At 55.0% G+C, this 17,169-nt stretch carries 26 protein-coding genes and 1 pseudogene; 22 read left to right on the top strand and 5 right to left on the bottom strand.

All coding sequences use genetic code 11. From position 1 onward, the window contains the following. From RMS95_RS15400 to RMS95_RS15340, 13 genes and pseudogenes are all read left to right on the top strand, one after another. A pseudogene (locus tag RMS95_RS15400) lies at nt 1–141 on the top strand (elongation factor Tu); the annotation flags it as partial. A gap of 13 nt (nt 142–154) precedes the next feature. Next, on the top strand, nt 155–469 hold the full coding sequence (gene rpsJ / locus RMS95_RS15395; RefSeq protein ID WP_100133892.1) for a 30S ribosomal protein S10: 315 nt from the start codon (nt 155–157) through the stop codon (nt 467–469). A 198-nt stretch (nt 470–667) separates the two neighbouring features. Continuing rightward, the gene (rplC, locus tag RMS95_RS15390; RefSeq protein WP_310647064.1) at nt 668–1,333 is read left to right on the top strand and encodes a 50S ribosomal protein L3; all 666 of its coding nucleotides are present in this window, start codon (nt 668–670) and stop codon (nt 1,331–1,333) included. Then, complete coding sequence (rplD, locus tag RMS95_RS15385) at nt 1,333–1,953, top strand: 50S ribosomal protein L4 (protein WP_104799799.1); 621 nt, start codon at nt 1,333–1,335, stop codon at nt 1,951–1,953. The genes rplC and rplD overlap by 1 nt, the downstream gene beginning before the upstream one ends. Then, complete coding sequence (gene rplW, locus RMS95_RS15380; RefSeq protein ID WP_104799798.1) at nt 1,950–2,276, top strand: 50S ribosomal protein L23; 327 nt, start codon at nt 1,950–1,952, stop codon at nt 2,274–2,276. Before rplD ends, rplW begins: the two co-directional genes overlap by 4 nt. A 2-nt stretch (nt 2,277–2,278) precedes the next feature. Then, nucleotides 2,279–3,103 carry a 50S ribosomal protein L2 gene (gene rplB, locus RMS95_RS15375; protein WP_310647063.1) on the top strand — a complete coding sequence of 275 codons (825 nt, stop codon included), beginning with the start codon at nt 2,279–2,281 and terminating at the stop codon, nt 3,101–3,103. Between the two features lie 10 nt (nt 3,104–3,113). After that, nucleotides 3,114–3,392 carry a 30S ribosomal protein S19 gene (gene rpsS, locus RMS95_RS15370; RefSeq protein ID WP_100133887.1) on the top strand — a complete coding sequence of 93 codons (279 nt, stop codon included), beginning with the start codon at nt 3,114–3,116 and terminating at the stop codon, nt 3,390–3,392. Nucleotides 3,393–3,401: 9 nt separating this feature from the next. Next, entirely contained in the window at nt 3,402–3,731 is a 330-nt protein-coding gene (gene rplV, locus RMS95_RS15365) for a 50S ribosomal protein L22 (protein WP_100133886.1), read from the top strand. A 15-nt stretch (nt 3,732–3,746) separates the two neighbouring features. Next, on the top strand, nt 3,747–4,631 hold the full coding sequence (rpsC, locus tag RMS95_RS15360) for a 30S ribosomal protein S3 (RefSeq protein ID WP_104799796.1): 885 nt from the start codon (nt 3,747–3,749) through the stop codon (nt 4,629–4,631). Nucleotides 4,632–4,633: 2 nt separating this feature from the next. Next, nucleotides 4,634–5,050: a 50S ribosomal protein L16 gene (rplP, locus tag RMS95_RS15355; protein WP_100133884.1), complete on the top strand. Its 417-nt coding sequence runs from the start codon at nt 4,634–4,636 to the stop codon at nt 5,048–5,050. Nucleotides 5,051–5,067: 17 nt separating this feature from the next. Beyond that, nucleotides 5,068–5,262 carry a 50S ribosomal protein L29 gene (gene rpmC, locus RMS95_RS15350; protein ID WP_104799795.1) on the top strand — a complete coding sequence of 65 codons (195 nt, stop codon included), beginning with the start codon at nt 5,068–5,070 and terminating at the stop codon, nt 5,260–5,262. 9 nt (nt 5,263–5,271) lie between these two features. Then, entirely contained in the window at nt 5,272–5,541 is a 270-nt protein-coding gene (gene rpsQ / locus RMS95_RS15345; protein WP_104799794.1) for a 30S ribosomal protein S17, read from the top strand. 93 nt (nt 5,542–5,634) lie between these two features. Beyond that, nucleotides 5,635–6,141, top strand: coding sequence for a peroxiredoxin (locus RMS95_RS15340; RefSeq protein ID WP_310647062.1), 507 nt, complete (start codon nt 5,635–5,637; stop codon nt 6,139–6,141). A 102-nt stretch (nt 6,142–6,243) separates the two neighbouring features. On the opposite strand, the gene RMS95_RS15335 is transcribed toward RMS95_RS15340, so the two are convergent. Continuing rightward, nucleotides 6,244–6,927 carry a cytochrome b/b6 domain-containing protein gene (locus RMS95_RS15335; RefSeq protein ID WP_310647061.1) on the bottom strand — a complete coding sequence of 228 codons (684 nt, stop codon included), beginning with the start codon at nt 6,925–6,927 and terminating at the stop codon, nt 6,244–6,246. A 106-nt stretch (nt 6,928–7,033) separates the two neighbouring features. On the opposite strand from RMS95_RS15335, the gene RMS95_RS15330 reads away from it, so the two are divergent. After that, a complete protein-coding gene (locus tag RMS95_RS15330) occupies nt 7,034–7,477 on the top strand; it encodes a cytochrome c (RefSeq protein WP_310647060.1) in 444 nt (147 codons plus the stop codon). 95 nt (nt 7,478–7,572) lie between these two features. Here the strand turns inward: RMS95_RS15330 and RMS95_RS15325 are convergent, their stop codons facing one another. Next, nucleotides 7,573–8,820 (bottom strand): CaiB/BaiF CoA-transferase family protein, encoded by a 1,248-nt coding sequence (locus tag RMS95_RS15325; protein ID WP_310647059.1) that lies wholly within the window; start codon nt 8,818–8,820, stop codon nt 7,573–7,575. 99 nt (nt 8,821–8,919) lie between these two features. On the opposite strand from RMS95_RS15325, the gene RMS95_RS15320 reads away from it, so the two are divergent. From RMS95_RS15320 to ptsP, 5 genes are read left to right on the top strand one after another with little or no spacing between them, the layout of a single operon-like run. After that, on the top strand, nt 8,920–9,456 hold the full coding sequence (locus tag RMS95_RS15320) for a hypothetical protein (RefSeq protein ID WP_310647058.1): 537 nt from the start codon (nt 8,920–8,922) through the stop codon (nt 9,454–9,456). Next, nucleotides 9,453–10,700, top strand: a complete 1,248-nt coding sequence (locus RMS95_RS15315; RefSeq protein WP_310647057.1) for an MFS transporter — start codon at nt 9,453–9,455, stop codon at nt 10,698–10,700. The genes RMS95_RS15320 and RMS95_RS15315 overlap by 4 nt, the downstream gene beginning before the upstream one ends. A gap of 43 nt (nt 10,701–10,743) precedes the next feature. Next, nucleotides 10,744–11,193: a PTS fructose transporter subunit IIA gene (locus RMS95_RS15310; protein WP_310647056.1), complete on the top strand. Its 450-nt coding sequence runs from the start codon at nt 10,744–10,746 to the stop codon at nt 11,191–11,193. Beyond that, nucleotides 11,162–11,431 carry an HPr family phosphocarrier protein gene (locus RMS95_RS15305; RefSeq protein WP_310647055.1) on the top strand — a complete coding sequence of 90 codons (270 nt, stop codon included), beginning with the start codon at nt 11,162–11,164 and terminating at the stop codon, nt 11,429–11,431. Before RMS95_RS15310 ends, RMS95_RS15305 begins: the two co-directional genes overlap by 32 nt. An 8-nt stretch (nt 11,432–11,439) precedes the next feature. Next, nucleotides 11,440–13,200: a phosphoenolpyruvate--protein phosphotransferase gene (gene ptsP / locus RMS95_RS15300; protein ID WP_310647054.1), complete on the top strand. Its 1,761-nt coding sequence runs from the start codon at nt 11,440–11,442 to the stop codon at nt 13,198–13,200. On the opposite strand, the gene lipA is transcribed toward ptsP, so the two are convergent. Genes lipA through RMS95_RS15285 form a run of 3 tightly spaced genes read right to left on the bottom strand, consistent with a single transcriptional unit; the run spans nt 13,197 to nt 15,227 of the window. Next, on the bottom strand, nt 13,197–14,195 hold the full coding sequence (lipA, locus tag RMS95_RS15295) for a lipoyl synthase (protein WP_310647053.1): 999 nt from the start codon (nt 14,193–14,195) through the stop codon (nt 13,197–13,199). The genes ptsP and lipA overlap by 4 nt on opposite strands. Nucleotides 14,196–14,228: 33 nt before the next feature. Then, entirely contained in the window at nt 14,229–14,909 is a 681-nt protein-coding gene (gene lipB / locus RMS95_RS15290; RefSeq protein WP_310647052.1) for a lipoyl(octanoyl) transferase LipB, read from the bottom strand. A 6-nt stretch (nt 14,910–14,915) separates the two neighbouring features. Then, the gene (locus RMS95_RS15285; protein ID WP_310647051.1) at nt 14,916–15,227 is read right to left on the bottom strand and encodes a DUF493 family protein; all 312 of its coding nucleotides are present in this window, start codon (nt 15,225–15,227) and stop codon (nt 14,916–14,918) included. Between the two features lie 247 nt (nt 15,228–15,474). On the opposite strand from RMS95_RS15285, the gene RMS95_RS15280 reads away from it, so the two are divergent. From RMS95_RS15280 to atpE, 3 genes are read left to right on the top strand one after another with little or no spacing between them, the layout of a single operon-like run. After that, the gene (locus tag RMS95_RS15280) at nt 15,475–15,948 is read left to right on the top strand and encodes an ATP synthase subunit I (RefSeq protein ID WP_310647050.1); all 474 of its coding nucleotides are present in this window, start codon (nt 15,475–15,477) and stop codon (nt 15,946–15,948) included. Nucleotides 15,949–15,974: 26 nt separating this feature from the next. Continuing rightward, a complete protein-coding gene (atpB, locus tag RMS95_RS15275; RefSeq protein WP_310647049.1) occupies nt 15,975–16,853 on the top strand; it encodes a F0F1 ATP synthase subunit A in 879 nt (292 codons plus the stop codon). Between the two features lie 53 nt (nt 16,854–16,906). Next, on the top strand, nt 16,907–17,155 hold the full coding sequence (gene atpE, locus RMS95_RS15270) for a F0F1 ATP synthase subunit C (RefSeq protein WP_019429175.1): 249 nt from the start codon (nt 16,907–16,909) through the stop codon (nt 17,153–17,155). Nucleotides 17,156–17,169 lie beyond the last annotated feature (14 nt).

The raw sequence follows: 17,169 nt of genomic DNA, 5'->3' as shown, positions 1-17,169 counted from the left end.
GAGATGGTGATGCCTGGTGACAACGTGTCGATCACTGTGAAGTTGATCCACCCGATTGCGATGGAAGAAGGCTTGCGCTTCGCGATTCGCGAAGGCGGCAAGACCGTTGGCGCTGGTGTGGTTGCTAAGATCATTGCCTAATCGAGGAATCTAAATGTCCTCGAAGCAAAAAATCCGCATCCGCCTGAAGGCGTTTGACTACAAACTGATCGACCAGTCTGCAGCTGAAATCGTTGAAACTGCCAAGCGCACCGGCGCGATTGTCAAAGGTCCCGTGCCTTTGCCAACACGCATGAAGCGTTTTGACATCTTGCGTTCACCGCACGTCAACAAGACCAGCCGTGACCAGCTCGAAATCCGTACCCACCAGCGTTTGATGGACATCGTGGACCCAACTGATAAAACAGTTGACGCCTTGATGAAGCTCGATCTGCCAGCGGGCGTGGACGTCGAAATCAAATTGCAATAAAAATTAAACGTTATTGCAGTTTTGGCGTGGGCCTCAAGCCCATTCCAAGCACCGCGCCAACGAGTAGTTGCTCTTGGCGCGGTTTTCGCGATATACTCGCGGGCTCTGTGCATTTTGTGCAGGGATTTATCAACCGTCTTTCACGTAAAAACGTAACTGCCAATTGAAGTGGTTGCGGTGAGAGTTTTGGAGAAAACAATGAGTCAAAGCATCCGTTTGGGATTGCTGGGCCGCAAGGTGGGCATGATGCGTCTGTTCACTGATGATGGGGATGCGATCCCTGTCACGGTGTTGGATGTGTCCAACAACCGCGTGACCCAAGTGAAAACCCAGGAAAACGACGGCTATGTGGCCTTGCAGGTCACATTCGGCGCGCGTAAGGCATCTCGTGTCACCAAGCCTATGGCTGGTCACTTGGCCAAAGCAGGCGTTGAAGCCGGTGAAATTATTCAAGAATTCCAAGTGACTGCTGATGTCGCAGCTAAGTACGCCGCTGGCGCTACTGTGCCTGTGTCTGATGTGTTTGTTGTGGGCCAAAAGGTGGACGTGCAAGGCACAACCATCGGTAAAGGCTTCGCAGGCACGATCAAGCGTCACCACTTCAAGTCGCAGCGCGCGTCGCACGGTAACAGCCGTTCGCACAACGTGCCCGGTTCTATCGGTATGGCACAAGACCCAGGTCGCGTGTTCCCCGGTAAACGCATGTCAGGCCACTTGGGCTCTGACACTGTGACGACACAAAACCTCGACGTGATTCGCATCGACGAAGCCCGCCAATTGTTGATGATCCGTGGCGCAGTGCCTGGCTCAGCTGGTGGTTTCGTGTCTGTGCATCCCGCTGTCAAAGCTAAAGGAGCGAACTGATGCAAGTCGAACTCCTGAACGACCAAGGTCAAGCTGCTTCTAAATACGAAGCACCTGAAGCTGTGTTCGGTCGTGAATACAACGAAGATCTGGTTCACCAGATCGTGGTGGCTTACCAAGCTAACGCGCGTCAAGGCACTCGTGCCCAAAAAGACCGCGAGCAAGTGAAGCACTCCACCAAGAAGCCGTTCAAGCAAAAAGGTACGGGCCGCGCTCGTGCTGGTATGACGTCTTCGCCTTTGTGGCGTGGCGGCGGTCGGATTTTCCCGAACATGCCTGACGAAAACTTCACACAAAAGATCAACAAGAAGATGTACCGCGCTGGTATGGCTTCGATCTTGTCCCAATTGGCCCGCGAAGGTCGTTTGGCTGTGGTTGAGTCTTTGACGGTTGACGCTCCTAAGACCAAGCTGTTGGCTGCCAAATTCAAGGCGATGAACCTTGAGTCTGTGTTGGTCATCGCTGATCAAGTGGACGACAACTTGTACTTGGCCTCGCGCAACTTGCCTAACGTGCTGGTTGTTGAGCCACGTTACGCTGATCCGCTGTCATTGGTTCACTACCGCAAGGTGTTGGTGACCAAGGCCGCCATGGACAAGCTCAAGGAGATGTTTGCATGAGCCACGGACAGAAAAAAACCAAATTCGACGAAGGTCGTTTGATGCAATTGCTGGTCGCTCCCGTCGTGTCCGAAAAGGCCACCATGGTTGCTGAGAAAAGCAACGTCGTCACCTTCAAAGTGCTGCAAGACGCTACTAAACCCGAGATCAAGGCCGCTGTGGAATTGATGTTCAAGGTTGAAGTGCAAGGCGTTTCTGTGGTGAACACCAAAGGCAAGTCCAAGCGTTTTGGCAAATCCATGGGCCGTCGCGACAACGTTCGTAAAGCTTATGTGACGCTCAAAGCTGGTCAAGAGCTGAACATCTCTGGGGAGGCCGCTTAATCATGGCAGTCATCAAGATGAAACCTACGTCGCCCGGTCAACGTGGCGTCGTTAAAGTTACCCGTGATCACCTGTACAAAGGTGACCCTTACGCGCCGCTGCTGGAACCCCAGCATCAAAAAGCTGGCCGTAACAACAACGGTCACATCACAACCCGTCATAAGGGTGGTGGTCACAAGTATCACTACCGCGTGGTGGATTTCAAGCGTAACAAAGACGCTATCCCCGCAAAGGTGGAACGCATTGAATACGATCCAAACCGTACGGCACACATCGCTTTGGTGTGTTACGCAGACGGCGAGCGTCGCTACATCATTGCACCGCGTGGTTTGGAAGTTGGCGCAACGTTGTTGAGCGGTTCGGAAGCCCCGATCCGTGCAGGCAACACATTGCCCATCCGTAACATTCCCGTGGGTTCAACCATTCACTGCATCGAATTGCAAGTCGGTAAAGGCGCTCAAATCGCGCGTTCCGCTGGTACTTCGGCCACCTTGTTGGCGCGTGAAGGCACTTACGCTCAAGTGCGTATGCGCTCGGGTGAAGTTCGCAAGATCCATATCGATTGCCGCGCCACCATTGGTGAAGTTGCAAACGAAGAGCACAGCCTGCGCCGATTGGGTAAAGCTGGTGTCAAGCGCTGGATGGGTATTCGCCCAACCGTGCGTGGTGTCGCTATGAACCCTGTGGATCACCCACACGGCGGTGGCGAAGGTCGCACCGGCGAAGGCCGTCATGCAGTTGACCCATGGGGTAACCTGACCAAAGGTTACCGTACCCGTAACAACAAACGCACACAAGTCATGATTGTGTCGCGTCGTAAAAAGTAAGGGGTAACAAATGACTCGCTCTCTCAAAAAGGGTCCGTTTGTTGACCATCATTTGGTAGCCAAGGTCGATAAGGCCATCGCTAACAAAGACAAAAAGCCGGTGAAAACTTGGTCGCGTCGTTCAATGGTTTTGCCCGATTTCATCGGCTTGACCATCGCTGTGCATAACGGCAAACAACACATCCCTGTTTACATCACCGACCAGATGGTGGGCCATAAGCTCGGCGAATTCGCCTTGACGCGCACCTTCAAAGGTCACCCCGCGGACAAAAAAGTCCAGAAGAAATAAGGAAAGACCATGGAAACACGTGCAGTCCTTAGGGGCGTCCGTCTGTCGGTCGACAAAGGCCGTTTGGTTGCGGACATGATCCGCGGCAAAAAAGTTGACCAGGCTCTGAACATCCTGACATTCACGCAGAAAAAAGCTGCGGGCATCGTCAAGAAAGTTTTGGAATCTGCGATTGCTAACGCTGAACACAACGACGGTGCTGACATCGACGAATTGAAGGTGAAAACCATCTACGTTGAAAAAGGTGCCACGCTCAAGCGTTTCACTGCCCGCGCCAAAGGCCGCGGCAACAGTATCAGCAAGCCTACTTGTCACGTTTACGTGACAGTCGGTAACTGAAAGGTATAGGAAGATATGGGACAAAAAATCCACCCCACAGGCTTTCGCCTTGCAGTGAGCCGCAACTGGGCTAGCCGCTGGTACGCGAACAACCGTGACTTCGCTGGCATGCTGGCTGAAGACATCAAAGTTCGTGAGTACTTGAAGGCCAAGCTGAAAAACGCTTCTGTGTCTCGCGTTCTCATCGAGCGCCCCGCTAAAAGCGCCCGCATCACCATCTTCTCGGCTCGTCCAGGCGTTGTGATCGGCAAAAAAGGCGAGGACATCGAGAACCTCAAGCGCGAATTGACAGCTCGTTTGGGCGTGCCAGTTGCAGTCAACATCGAAGAAGTGCGCAAGCCTGAAATCGATGCTCAGTTGATCGCAGACAGCATCACCCAACAGCTCGAAAAACGCATCATGTTCCGTCGCGCTATGAAGCGCGCTATGCAAAACGCCATGCGTCTGGGTGCCCAAGGTATCAAGATCATGTCGGCAGGTCGTTTGAACGGCATCGAGATCGCACGTACCGAGTGGTATCGTGAAGGTCGCGTGCCACTTCACACCCTGCGCGCAGACATCGATTACGCAACTTCTGAAGCAAAAACCACCTACGGCATCATCGGTGTCAAGGTGTGGGTCTACAAAGGCGATACCTTGGGTCGTAACGATCTGCCGGCCGCCGTTGAGCCTCGCGAAGAAGAGCGTCGTCCTCGCGGTCCCCGTCGTGATGCTCGCCCTACAGGTGATCGTCCCGCACGCAGCGGCGCTCGTCGTCCTGCAGGTACCAATGCCGCACCAACGGATGGCAGCGATAAACCCGCTGAAGCCGCTGATGCCCCTACAACTGCCGTCAAGCGCGTCCGTAAGGTTGCCGCGCCCGCAACCACTGGCACGGCTGCGGACGGTCAAGGAGAATAAGCATGCTGCAACCAGCACGCCGTAAATACCGCAAAGAACAAAAAGGCCGCAACACCGGCATCGCTACCCGTGGCAACACGGTGGCGTTCGGTGACTTCGGTCTCAAGTCAACTGATCGCGGTCGTCTGACGGCTCGTCAAATTGAGGCCGCACGTCGTGCGATCTCGCGTCACGTGAAGCGTGGCGGTCGCATCTGGATTCGCGTGTTCCCTGACAAGCCGATCTCCCAAAAGCCTGCTGAAGTGCGTATGGGTAACGGTAAAGGTAACCCCGAGTACTACGTGGCTGAAATCCAACCCGGTAAGGTTCTCTACGAAATCGTAGGTGTGCCCGAAGAGTTGGCCCGTGAAGCATTCCGTCTGGCCGCTGCAAAGTTGCCCTTGCGTACCACGTTTGTGGCCCGCATGATCGGCCAGTAATTCAGGAGAGATAAGAAATGAAAGCTGCTGAACTGCGCCAAAAAGACGTTGCTGGCATCGAAGCCGAAGTCAAAGAGCTGCAAAAGGCCCATTTTGGTCTGCGCATGCAAAAAGGCACGCAACAACTCAATAACACGTCACAACTGCGTTCTACACGTCGCAGTATTGCCCGTGCAAAAACCATTCTTGCTGAAAAGCAAGCCGCCAAGTAAGGAGTGAACATGACGGACGCTAAGAAATCCCTCAAACGCACCTTGATTGGCAAGGTGGTCAGTGACAAACGTGCTAAAACCGTGACCGTGCTGGTCGAGCGTCGTGTGAAACACGCGCTCTACGGCAAGATCGTGGCTAAGTCGAGCAAATATCACGCTCACGACGAAACAGGTGAATACCACTTGGGCGACGTGATCGAGATTACCGAAAGCAAGCCAATTTCGAAAACCAAAAACTGGGTTGCGACCCGTTTGGTTGAGAAGGCCGCTGCGGTTTAAAGCTTTTAGGACCTCGGTCCTGCAAAGTCCTGAAAAACGACCCACAATGTGGGTCGTTTTTCTTTTTTGTACGCATCATTTTTAGGATTCAACATGATTCAAGTCGGAGACACCCTGCCACACGCCACGCTGATGGAATATTCAGAAGTTGAAGGCGAGGGTTGCAGCATTGGGCCAAACGCCGTGGACGTGGCCAAAGCCGCTGCCGGTAAAACCATTGCTTTGTTTGCCTTGCCCGGCGCATTCACGCCGACTTGCTCTGCCAAGCACGTGCCTGGCTATGTCGAAAACTTTGAGGCATTCAAAGCTGCAGGCGTGGATGAAATCTGGTGCTTGAGTGTGAACGATGCTTTCGTCATGGGGGCATGGGCCCGCGATCAAAAAGTCGGCAACAAGGTTCGTATGCTGGCCGATGGCAGCGCAGATTTCGCCAAAGCCACAGGTTTGACTTTGGATTTGACCGCACGTGGTATGGGCTTGCGCAGCAACCGCTACTCGATGTTGGTCAAAGACGGCAAAGTGGTGGCCTTGAACAATGAAGGCCCAGGCAAATTCGAAGTCAGCGACGCTGCAACGTTGCTGGCCCAAGCCAAGGCCTGAGTCACTGGAACAAGCAAGTCAGCGTACTGACTTGCAACACGTGAATGAAAAAGCCGCGCAATTGCGCGGCTTTTTTCATTCAGGGATGGTGTGTGACCCACATCAGGCCAAATGAACCAGTCGATAAACCACATAGGCACATGTGGCAAAGACAGCGGCCGCAAGTGTGCGCGTACCCGCAGTGTCTTTGGAGGGCGGCGTATCGCTCGGTAAAGCCTTGTCACCCTTGAGCATGGGCGTCACCAAGTCTTCATGTTTGAAAAACTTATAAAAAGCGATAGAGCCCACATGCAACGCAATCAGCAGGATCAGAAGCACTTGGCCTATTTCTGTGTGGTAATTCGTGGCAAAACTCACCCAGTCGCCTGAAATCAGAGGCGTCCAAGGACCCATGGCGGCCACCTCGTCATCGCTGCAAAAGCCACTGACAACCTGTAATAGCAACGCCAACAGCATGGCCAGCACAGAGAGTGCACCCAGCGGGTTATGGCCAATCGTGTGTTCAGCCTTGTTTTGACGCAAACCCACAACGTATGTGAGCAAGCGACTGGGTGTCGGGATAAAGTGTGAAAAGCGCGACCAGTAGCCACCGACGAAACCCCATACCAGTCGAAACAAAATCAGGGTCAGGACAACGTAGCCCAACAAGAAATGCAAGCGCAGCCAGTCGTCGCCAACTTCGCCTGTGACATACATGCCAGCGACTGAAGTCAGCAACAAGACATGAAAAATCCGCGTGGGCAAGTCCCAAACTCGAACAGCTAAGACGGAATTGTTTGTAGACATGAAAGACCTTTGTCATCAAAAAGACAGCGACACATAAAGTACGTAAACTCAGCATCGCAAAAACCAATTCTATTTTCTATATTCAAAGGACGGATGCCATGAAAAAATGCTTTTGACACTGATCGCTGTCAGCAGCGCAGCCCTGAGTTTCTCGGCTGCCGCACAATTCGCCAAAGCGGAAGACGCGGTGAAATACCGCAAAGCCAGCTTCACAGTGATGGGCGCGCACTTTGGTCGTTTAGGCGCCATGGCGCAAGGCAAGGTGGCATTTGATGCCAATGCCGCCGCTGCCAATGCCGACATCGTCGCCAGCATGGCCAAATTGCCTTGGGCTGCCTTTGGTGAAGGAACCGATCAGGGCGACACCAAAGCGAAACACGAAATTTGGTCGCAAGCCCCCAAGTTCAAAGAAGCCGCCGACAAGCTCCAAGCCGAATCTGTGAAATTGGCCGCAGCCGCCAAAACAGGCAAAGAAGATGCATTCAAGGCCGCATTCACCGCCACTGCGGGTACCTGCAAATCGTGCCACGACGACTTCCGTAGCAAATAAGACTTGATGATGGGTTAAGTCACGCGAGATCACCTTGCGTGACACATCGGGGCACTGTTCTCAGAACGTGCCCCGTTTTTATGGGCGCTCGTGATTTAAATGATGTGTTGTTGGCGCAGGCTTGCAATGGCTGAAGCGTCGAGATGCAGCAACTCTTGGAGTACTTCGTCGGTGTGTTGACCCAGCGTCGGTGGTGTGATGTCTTGCCGAACAGGTGTTGCGCTGAGCTTCATCGGGCTGGCCACCAGCTCAACAGGGCCTGCCAAGGGGTGCTCCCAAGTGCTCACCATGTCTCGCGCTCTGATGTGGGGATCTGCAAAAACTTCAGCCAAGTTATTGATCGCGCCGCAAGGCACCTTGGCCGCTTCTAGGGCCTCCAGCCACGCCGATTTGCTGCGCGTCAGCATCACGGTTTCAAGAATGGGGACCAACACGGCGCGGTGACGCACACGGTCGGCATTTTTCACAAAGCGCGGATCGCTGGCCAAGTCTGGACGGTTTGCCACGGTACAAAATTTGGCATATTGGCCGTCGTTGCCTACCGCCAAAATCAAATGGTCTTTCGTGCCGTCTGGCATCGGGGCCACTTCAAACACTTGGTATGGCACGATGTTTTGGTGGGCATTGCCGGCGCGGCCCGGCACCTTGCCTTCCTTTTGTCCGGAGACCAAGTAGTTCGCACCTAAGTTGGCCAGCATCGCCACTTGCGTGTCGAGCAAGGCCATGTCCACTTGTTGGCCAATGCCTGTTTTTTCGGCGTGGCGCAGCGCCGCCAAAATGGCCACGGTGGCGTACATGCCCGTGAACAAATCGGCCACCGCAACGCCCACCTTTTGTGGTCCACCGCCCAAGTCGTCGCGCTCGCCCGTGATGCTCATGAGCCCGCCAATGCCTTGCACCGCGTAGTCGTAGCCTGCACGCTCGCGGTAGGGGCCTGTCTGGCCAAAGCCGGTCACGCTGCAGTAGACCAAGCGTGGGTTGATCGCGATCATGCTCGCGAAGTCGAGCCCATAGCGGGCCATGTCGCCCACCTTGAAGTTCTCGATGAACACATCGCAAGACTTGACCAATTCGCGAATCAGTGCTTGTCCTTCGGGTGTTGCGATGTCACACGTCACTGAGCGTTTGTTGCGGTTGGCGCCCAAGTAATACGCGGCATCTCGCGTGTCTGCACCGTCTGCATCCTTCAAAAAGGGAGGGCCCCAGCTGCGCGTGTCGTCGCCGGCGCCGGGGCGTTCAATTTTGATGACGTCTGCGCCAAGGTCAGCCAAAGTTTGGGTGCACCATGGGCCCGCTAAGACGCGGGATAAATCTAAGATTCGAATACCGTCGAGTGAGTTCATGTGCAAATTGTCGGGTAAGTGACAGACGTTGGGCGACATGCAAGTGACAGCCGTCTGTCGTATGCCGCCGCCGCATGAGCGCGCCTGATAATGCGAACCATGAAAAATATATGGCAAACCGTGGTGCTCAGTGCGCTGGTGACTGTGTTGGCGGGCTGCACGCCCGCCTTGAATTGGCGAGAAGTCCGCTTTGAGGACGGCATCGTCACCGCTCTGATGCCTTGCAAACCAGACACTGGGCAGCGCGACGTTACCCTGAAATCGGGGGATCACATCGTGGTGGCGAGCTTGCAAATGCGAGGCTGTGAGGCAAGTGATTTGCAATTTACTTTTGGACAAATGACCTTGCCCGCAGACATGACGTCCACCGAAGCCATGGCGGCATGGCGTTTGGCCAGTTTGGCGCCGTTGAATATGTCAGCCGCTGATGCCTCGGCACAGTCTTGGGTCTTGCGTGGCGCCGACGCCATGCCTGTGCCAGTGAAAACACAGGTCACAACGCCGTCGCACCGTGTGCAGTGGGTGTGGTTTGTGCGTGATGGCAAGGTGTATCAAGCCGCTGTTTACGGCAGCCTGCCATCGCCTAAGTTGGATGCGATTGCTGACGAGTATTTTTCAGGAATCAAACTCCCATGAACACCGATTTGTTGTCCCGTCGCGCCGCCGTGTGGGTGTTTGTGGCGTTCGCTTGCGCTTATTTTTTATCGGCCTTGCTGCGTGCCATCACCGCCACGCTCTCGCCCACGTTGTCTGTTGAGTTTGGGTTACATGCGCGTGATTTGGGTCTGCTGGCTGGCGGCTACTTTTTTGGCTTTTCGTTGACCCAGTTGCCCATGGGGCGTTGGCTCGACAGCCATGGCCCTAAAAAGGTGGTGCTGAGCTTTTTAGGTGTGGCGGTCTTGGGCTGCTTGGCCTTTGCGTGGGCAGACGGCTTTGTGGGCTTGCTGCTGTCGCGTGTGCTGATTGGCGTTGGCGTGAGTGCTTGTTTGATGGCCCCACTGACGGGCTATCGCCGCTGGTTGGTGCTTGAAAAGCAGCAGCGCGCCAATTCGTGGATGTTGATGACGGGCTCTTTCGGCATGTTGGCGTCTACCTTGCCTGTGCAGTGGTTGCTGCCCGTCATCGGTTGGCGTTGGATTTTTGTCGGCTTGGCACTGCTGGTGCTGTTGTCCATGGGCTTGATGGCTTGGCAAGTCCCCCGCTGGCGTGTGCCTGAGCCGGCTGATGCTGGGGCCCAAGGGGCGCCTGTGGCCGCCAGAGAAGGCATTTTGGCCAGCTACGCCCAAGTTTGGCGGCATCCGTACTTTCGCAGCCTCACGCCCATCGGGTTTTTCAACTACGGCGGTTTGATCGCCATGCAAACCCTGTGGGCGGGCCCTTGGATGGTCAAGGTGGCCGGTTACACCGCCTTCGAAGCCGCCACCGGCCTGTTTTGGATCAACGTTTGCATGTTGTTCACGTTTTTGGTTTGGGGGCTTGTGACGCCGTCGCTGTATGCCCGTGGCCTGAATGCCAACAAGTTGATGGCGTGGGGCGTGCCCCTGAACTTCATCGTGCAGATTTACATCGTCTGCGCAGGCGTCGATGCTGGGGCGCTCTCTTGGGCCTTGTTTTGTATCAGCAGTTCTTTTGTGTCCTTGGCACAGCCCGCCGTGGGGATGGCGTTTCCGTCAGCCTTGGCGGGGCGTGCTTTGTCTGCCTATAACTTGGTGTTGTTTTTGGGCGTGTTTGTGGTGCAGTGGGGCATGGGTTTGATGATCGACGGCTTTCAAACGGCCGGTTATGCTGAGCCTATTGCTTTCAGGGCGGCCATGGCTGTTTTCTTCTTCAGCTGCTTGGCGTCTTATGGCTATTTCTTGAAGCACAAATCTGACCATTGATAATGCACAACAAGACCTTCGCACAAGTGCACCCGCACACGTTATGACCAACTGTATTTTTATCATCGCCCACGCTCCTTTGGCGCAAGCCATGCGCGACTGCGCCATGCATGTGTACCCAGAGTGCGCGGCCACTGTGATTGCATTGGACGTGTTGCCCTATGCCGAGCCCGAAGACACCTTGGCTCAAGCACGCCAACTCTTGGCGCATGCTGAAGGTCAAGGCTTGTTGGTGTTGACCGATATATTTGGTGCAACGCCGGCCAATGTGGCGCAAAAATTGGTGGCCAACAATGGCAACGCCAAGCTCATTGCGGGTGTGAATTTACCCATGCTTTTTAGGGCGGTCTGTTACCGCCATGAATCTTTAGATGCCTTGGTGACGCGCGCTCTCGTGGGCGGCACGCAAGGCGTGATGCAGGTGGCGATCACCGCCCCTCAAAATCAAAACCGTCGAATCCATGATCAAAACCACCGCGACCATCAGCAATAAATTAGGCCTGCATGCCCGAGCCTCTGCCAAACTCACCAAACTCGCGGGCAGCTTCCCGTGCGAGGTCTGGATCAGCAAAGGCGAGCGCCGTGTGAATGCCAAAAGCATCATGGGCGTCATGATGCTTGCTGCTGGCATTGGCAGCGATGTGGAGCTTGAAACCAACGGCACGCAAGAGCAAGAGGCCATGGACGGACTGTTGGCGTTGATCAACGACAAGTTCGGCGAAGGCGAATAAGGGGCTTCATGACGTTTTCCATCCACGGTCTTGCAGTTGCGCGCGGTATCGCCATTGGGCGTGCGGTGTTGGTGGCATCCAGTCGCGTGGATGTGGCTCACTATTTCATCGACGAAGGGCAAATCCCTGCTGAGCTCCTGAGACTGTCGCAAGCCCGTGATGCCGTCTCGCAAGAGTTGCAGCAGTTGCATGACACCTTGCCCAAAGAATCGCCCCCTGAACTGGCCGCGATTCTTGAGGTGCACCTGATGCTCTTGCAAGACGAAATGCTGGCGGATGGCGTGAGCCAATGGGTCAAAGACCGGTTCTACAACGCCGAGTGGGCGCTGACTTCGCAGCTTGATGTGGTGGCGCGCCAGTTTGACGAGATGGACGATCCGTATTTGCGTGAACGCAAAGGCGATTTGGAGCAAGTGGTGGAGCGCATGCTGCGCCACATCAAAGGCGTGCCTCATGTTGTGCCACAAGCATCGTCTAAGCGCTCGCCATCGTCTCGTCAGCAAGACCTGCAGCTCGATGACGGCATGGATGTTCCCTTGGTCTTGGTCGCGCACGACTTGTCGCCAGCCGACATGCTGCAGTTTAAGCAAAGCGTCTTCACGGGTTTTGTGACCGATGTGGGGGGCAAGACCTCACACACCGCCATCGTGGCGCGCAGTTTGGACATTCCTGCGGTCGTGGGCGCACGCACGGCCAGCCAGTTGGTGCGTCAAGACGACTGGATCATCATTGATGGCGACGCAGGCGTGGTCATCGTCAATCCGTCCTCCATCATCTTGGCCGAATATGGCTTCAAAAAACGCCAGGCCGAATTGGAGCGCGAGCGCTTATCTCGTTTGCGCCACACGCCTGCCGTGACGATGGATGACCAACGTGTGGAGTTGTTGGCCAACATCGAAATGCCCGAAGACGCGCCTGCCGCTTTGGGGGTTGGTGCTGTCGGTGTGGGCTTGTTTCGCAGTGAGTTTTTGTTCATGGGGCGCATCGGTGCGTTGCCCGACGAAGAAGAGCAATTTCAGGCTTACCGTCGCGCGGTAGAGGGCATGCAAGGCTTGCCCGTGACCATTCGCACCGTGGACATTGGTGCGGACAAGCCGCTGGACCGTGCGCACAAAGAAGACACGCATCTGAATCCTGCCTTGGGCTTGCGCGCCATCCGTTGGAGCTTGGCTGATCCCGCTATGTTTTTGACCCAATTGCGTGCCGTGTTGCGCGCGGCGGCGTTTGGTCAAGTCAATTTGTTGATTCCCATGCTGGCGCATGCCCGCGAGATCAAACAAACCTTTGCCTTGCTGGACCAAGCGCGTGCGCAGTTGGACGCGCGAGGCGTTGCGTTTGGCCCCCTCAAAGTCGGCGCGATGATTGAGATTCCTGCGGCTGCGTTGAGTGTGAAGATGTTCTTGCGCCATTTCGATTTCTTGTCGATTGGCACCAATGATTTGATTCAATACACCTTGGCCATCGACCGTGCCGACGAGTCGGTGGCGCACTTGTATGACCCGTTGCACCCCGCGGTGTTGCACTTGGTGGCCGACACCATCGCCGAATGTCGCGCGCAAGGCAAGGGCGTGAGTGTGTGCGGTGAAATGGCGGGCGACCCCTCGCTGACGCGTTTGCTACTGGGTTTGGGGCTGCGAAGTTTTTCTATGCATCCCACCCAAATCTTGGCGGTGAAGCAAGAGGTGCTGCGCGCCGACGCTTTGCGTCTGCAAACGTGGGCGCAACAGGTGATGGCCAGCGATGAGCCAGCCGAGTTGATGGGCGTTTAAGCCTTAGACGCTTCCGATGCCGCGTGGGCCTGTTGGTCCGCGTGGTAGCTGGAGCGAACCATTGCGCCGACGGCGGCGTGACTGAACCCCATCTCGTAGGCTTTTTCTTCAAACATCTTGAACGTGTCGGGGTGAACGTAGCGGCGCACGGGGATGTGGCTGGTGCTAGGTGCCAAGTATTGGCCAATGGTCAACATGTCGATGTTGTGCGCACGCATGTCTTGCATGACCTGCAAGATCTCTTCATCGGTCTCGCCCAAGCCCACCATCAAGCCGCTTTTGGTTGGCACGTTGGGGTGGAGATCTTTGAATTTTTTCAGCAAGTTCAAGCTGAAGGCGTAATCGCTACCGGGGCGCGCTTCTTTGTAGAGGCGTGGCACGGTTTCCATGTTGTGGTTCATGACGTCAGGCGGCGCAGCTTTCAAAATTTCAAGCGCGCGGTCGTCGCGTCCGCGGAAGTCCGGCACCAAAATTTCAATTTGAGTTTGAGGTGACAGTTCGCGCGTGCGGCGAATGCAATCCACAAAGTGCTGGCTGCCACCGTCGCGCAAATCGTCGCGATCCACGCTGGTGATGACCACGTATTTCAGCTTCAATTCCGCAATGGTTTTGGCGAGGTTCTCAGGCTCGTTCGCATCCAATGGATCGGGGCGACCGTGGCCCACATCGCAGAAGGGGCAGCGGCGTGTGCATTTGTCGCCCATGATCATGAAGGTGGCGGTGCCTTTGCCAAAGCATTCGCCAATGTTGGGGCAGCTGGCTTCTTCGCACACCGTCACCAATTTGTTGGCCCGCAGGACATCTTTGATTTCGTAGAAACGTGTGGTGGGCGAGCCAGCTTTGACGCGGATCCAGTCGGGCTTTTTCAGCACTTCGCTTTGCTCGACTTTGACGGGAATGCGCGAGAGTTTGGCGGCAGCTTTTTGTTTGGCCGACGCGTTGTAGTTTTCGACGGTTTGCGCTTCGCGCACGACGGGGTTGTCAGAGGTGGACATAGCAATAAAGCCTGTGTTGGAGGCCCTATGGGGTCAGGGCGTCAAATAGGTGACGAGCTTTTGGCTCAAAACATCAGCGGCATCTTGCCAGCTGACCGATACGCCGATTGTAGAAAGGTCTACGGTTTGCAGGCCTTGGTAGCCGCAAGGGTTGATGCGTTGAAAGGGGGATAGGTCCATGGCCACATTGAGCGCAAGGCCGTGGTACGTGCAGTGGCGGCTGACTTTGATGCCCAGTGCCGCGATCTTGCCAAGCCCCGCGAAGTCGGGGGTCTTGTTGCCGTCTTTTTGTGGGCGTTGTGGCAGCGTGGCGTGGCTGTGTGGGGCGTCGAGGCGAACATAAATGCCTGGTGCCCCCGAAACGCGATGCCCTGTCACGCCAAAGTGCAGCAGCGTGCGAATGAGGGCTTCTTCCACACGGTGTACGTACTCTTTCACGTAATAGCCAGCGCGCTGCAAGTTCACCAACGGATAAGCCACCACTTGGCCTGGGCCGTGGTAGGTCACTTGCCCGCCGCGGTTGGTGGCTATCACGGGAATGTTGCCAGGGGCCAGCAGGTGGTCGGCTTGCCCTGCCAAGCCTTGCGTGAAGGTGGGTGGGTGTTCGCAGATCCAGAGCGCGTCAGGCGTGTCGGGCTCTCGCGCAGCCGTCCATGCTTGCATCGCGTCATACGTGGGCTGGTAGTCCACCAAGCCCAAATGGTGTACTTGCATGACCGGTTAGAGAACGACTTTGACCATCGGGTGAGAGGACAGTGCGCTGTACAAACTGTCGAGCTGCTCACGGCTGGTCGCTGTCACCGTGACGGTGATGCCCAAATATTTGCCGCCTGAGCTGGCGCGTAACTCGATGCTGGCTGCATCAAAAAAAGGGTCAAACATGCGCACGACCTGGGTCACGGTGTGCACGAAGTCGTCATGGGCGAGTCCCATGACTTTGATGGGGAATGCGCTGGGGTATTCGATGAGCGAATCTTTGCGCGCAGCCGCATTGGCGGTGGGGTCTTGAGGGGGATGGATGGATGCGCTCATGAGTTGGCGATGCTTATGGCGAAGCTGGTGAGAGGTTGAAATGGTTTTCAGTATGCATGAGGCGGCAGGTGCGCGCCCGTGAAAAAACGCTAACCTGAAAGATGCCGGCCATTTCATGGCCCGAAATGGGTCGATTTAAGTCGGAATAAGTAAGGGCTTTCTTAAAGCGCAGGTAAAGCGAGGGGGTTTCTACGTATAATCATAGGCTTTGCTAGTTCCAACTTTCGTAACTTCGGTGTAATTTGAGATGACTAAAATCTCGACAAGGCTAGAAGATGAGGCTCCAGAGCCGGAATTCAAGCCCTTAACGCCGCAAGAAGCGCAAGTCTGGCGAATGAAGAATCCAACCGCCTCGCCATGGCTTATTTTGGCGATGCAAGTTGCGGTTGCAGCCACTTTGGCGCTGGTTGTCGGCGTATGGAGTGACCGGCCTGCATGGATGTGGTCCGTGGCTTGGGGCGGTTTTGCTGTCGTGTTGCCTGCTGCCTTGTTTGCCAGAGCGTTGGCTCGGCAGATGAAGTTGGGTTCATCAAGCGCGGCTTTGGCTGGCTTGTTGATGTGGGAGTTGGTCAAAGTTGTTTTGACCGTGGCGCTGCTTGCCGTGGCGCCCAAAGTGATTTCTGAGCTGAGTTGGCTGGCATTGCTGGCTGGCTTTGTGGTGACGATGAAGGTGTATTGGTTGGCGTGGTATTGGTCAGCAATACGCAGTCGATCGGTATAAAAGTTTGAAAATTGAAATGGTGAACTATGTCTGCTGAACACGCTGGAGCGCACGCTCCGACGGCTGGAGAGTACATCCAGCATCACTTGCAACATTTGCAAAAGAACTTTGCATTTGAAAACGTGAAGCAAGAAACTATTGTTGACTTTTCGCTCTTCAACTTCGACTCCGTGGTTTTTTCCTTGGTGTTGGGTGCGTTGGGTTGTTTGGTCATGTGGATGGCGGCTCGCAAAGCGACTTCTGGCGTCCCAGGCCGCTTCCAGGCTGCAGTAGAAATGCTGGCTGAATTGGTGGAGAACCAAGCCAAAGGCGTGATTCACAACGAAAAAAGCCGCAAGCTGATTTCTCCTTTGGCGCTCACGGTGTTCGTTTGGATTTTCCTGATGAACGCCATGGACATGCTGCCTGTCGATTTGATTCCTCAAATTTGGCACAGCGCGGGTCCAGCGATGGGCTTCAAAGATTACATGCGTGTTGTGCCTACGGCCGACTTGTCCACTACTTTGGGCTTGTCCACGTCAGTTTTGCTGATCTGTTTGTTCTACAACATCAAGATCAAAGGTTTGGGTGGTTGGGCGCACGAGTTGATCGCTGCTCCCTTTGGTGACCACTGGGCGCTGTATCCGATTAACTTCTTGATGCAGATGATTGAATACGTTGCAAAAACCGTGTCGCATGGCATGCGGTTGTTCGGCAACATGTTTGCGGGTGAGTTGGTGTTCATGTTGATCGCTCTGATGGGCGGCGGATGGGCAGTCTCGGCATCTGGCATTGGCTTGGCTGTTGGTCACGTCATTGCTGGCACTGTGTGGACCTTGTTCCATATCTTGGTGATCACCCTGCAAGCCTTCATCTTTATGATGTTGACGCTGATCTATGCAGGTCAAGCGCACGACGCACATTGATGTAACTTTTTCTGTTTTCGTTTTTTCTTTTTCACAACTTTTAGGAGCTTTTCATGGAAAACATTCTCGGCCTGGTGGCATTGGCTTGCGGTTTGATCGTTGGTTTGGGCGCTATCGGCGCTTCTATCGGTATCGCTTTGATGGGCGGTAAATTCCTCGAGTCTTCTGCTCGTCAACCTGAATTGATGAACGAATTGCAAACCAAGATGTTCATCTTGGCTGGTTTGATCGACGCTGCTTTCTTGATCGGCGTGGCTATCGCTTTGCTGTTCGCGTTCGCCAACCCCTTCGTTCTGAAGTAATTTGAGCCCCCTTC

Source organism: Limnohabitans sp. (assembly GCF_031539175.1).
Taxonomy (GTDB): Bacteria; Pseudomonadota; Gammaproteobacteria; order Burkholderiales; family Burkholderiaceae_C; genus Limnohabitans.
The sequence above is the reverse complement of the archived record's forward strand: the minus strand, read 5'-3'. Positions and strand labels throughout refer to the sequence as shown.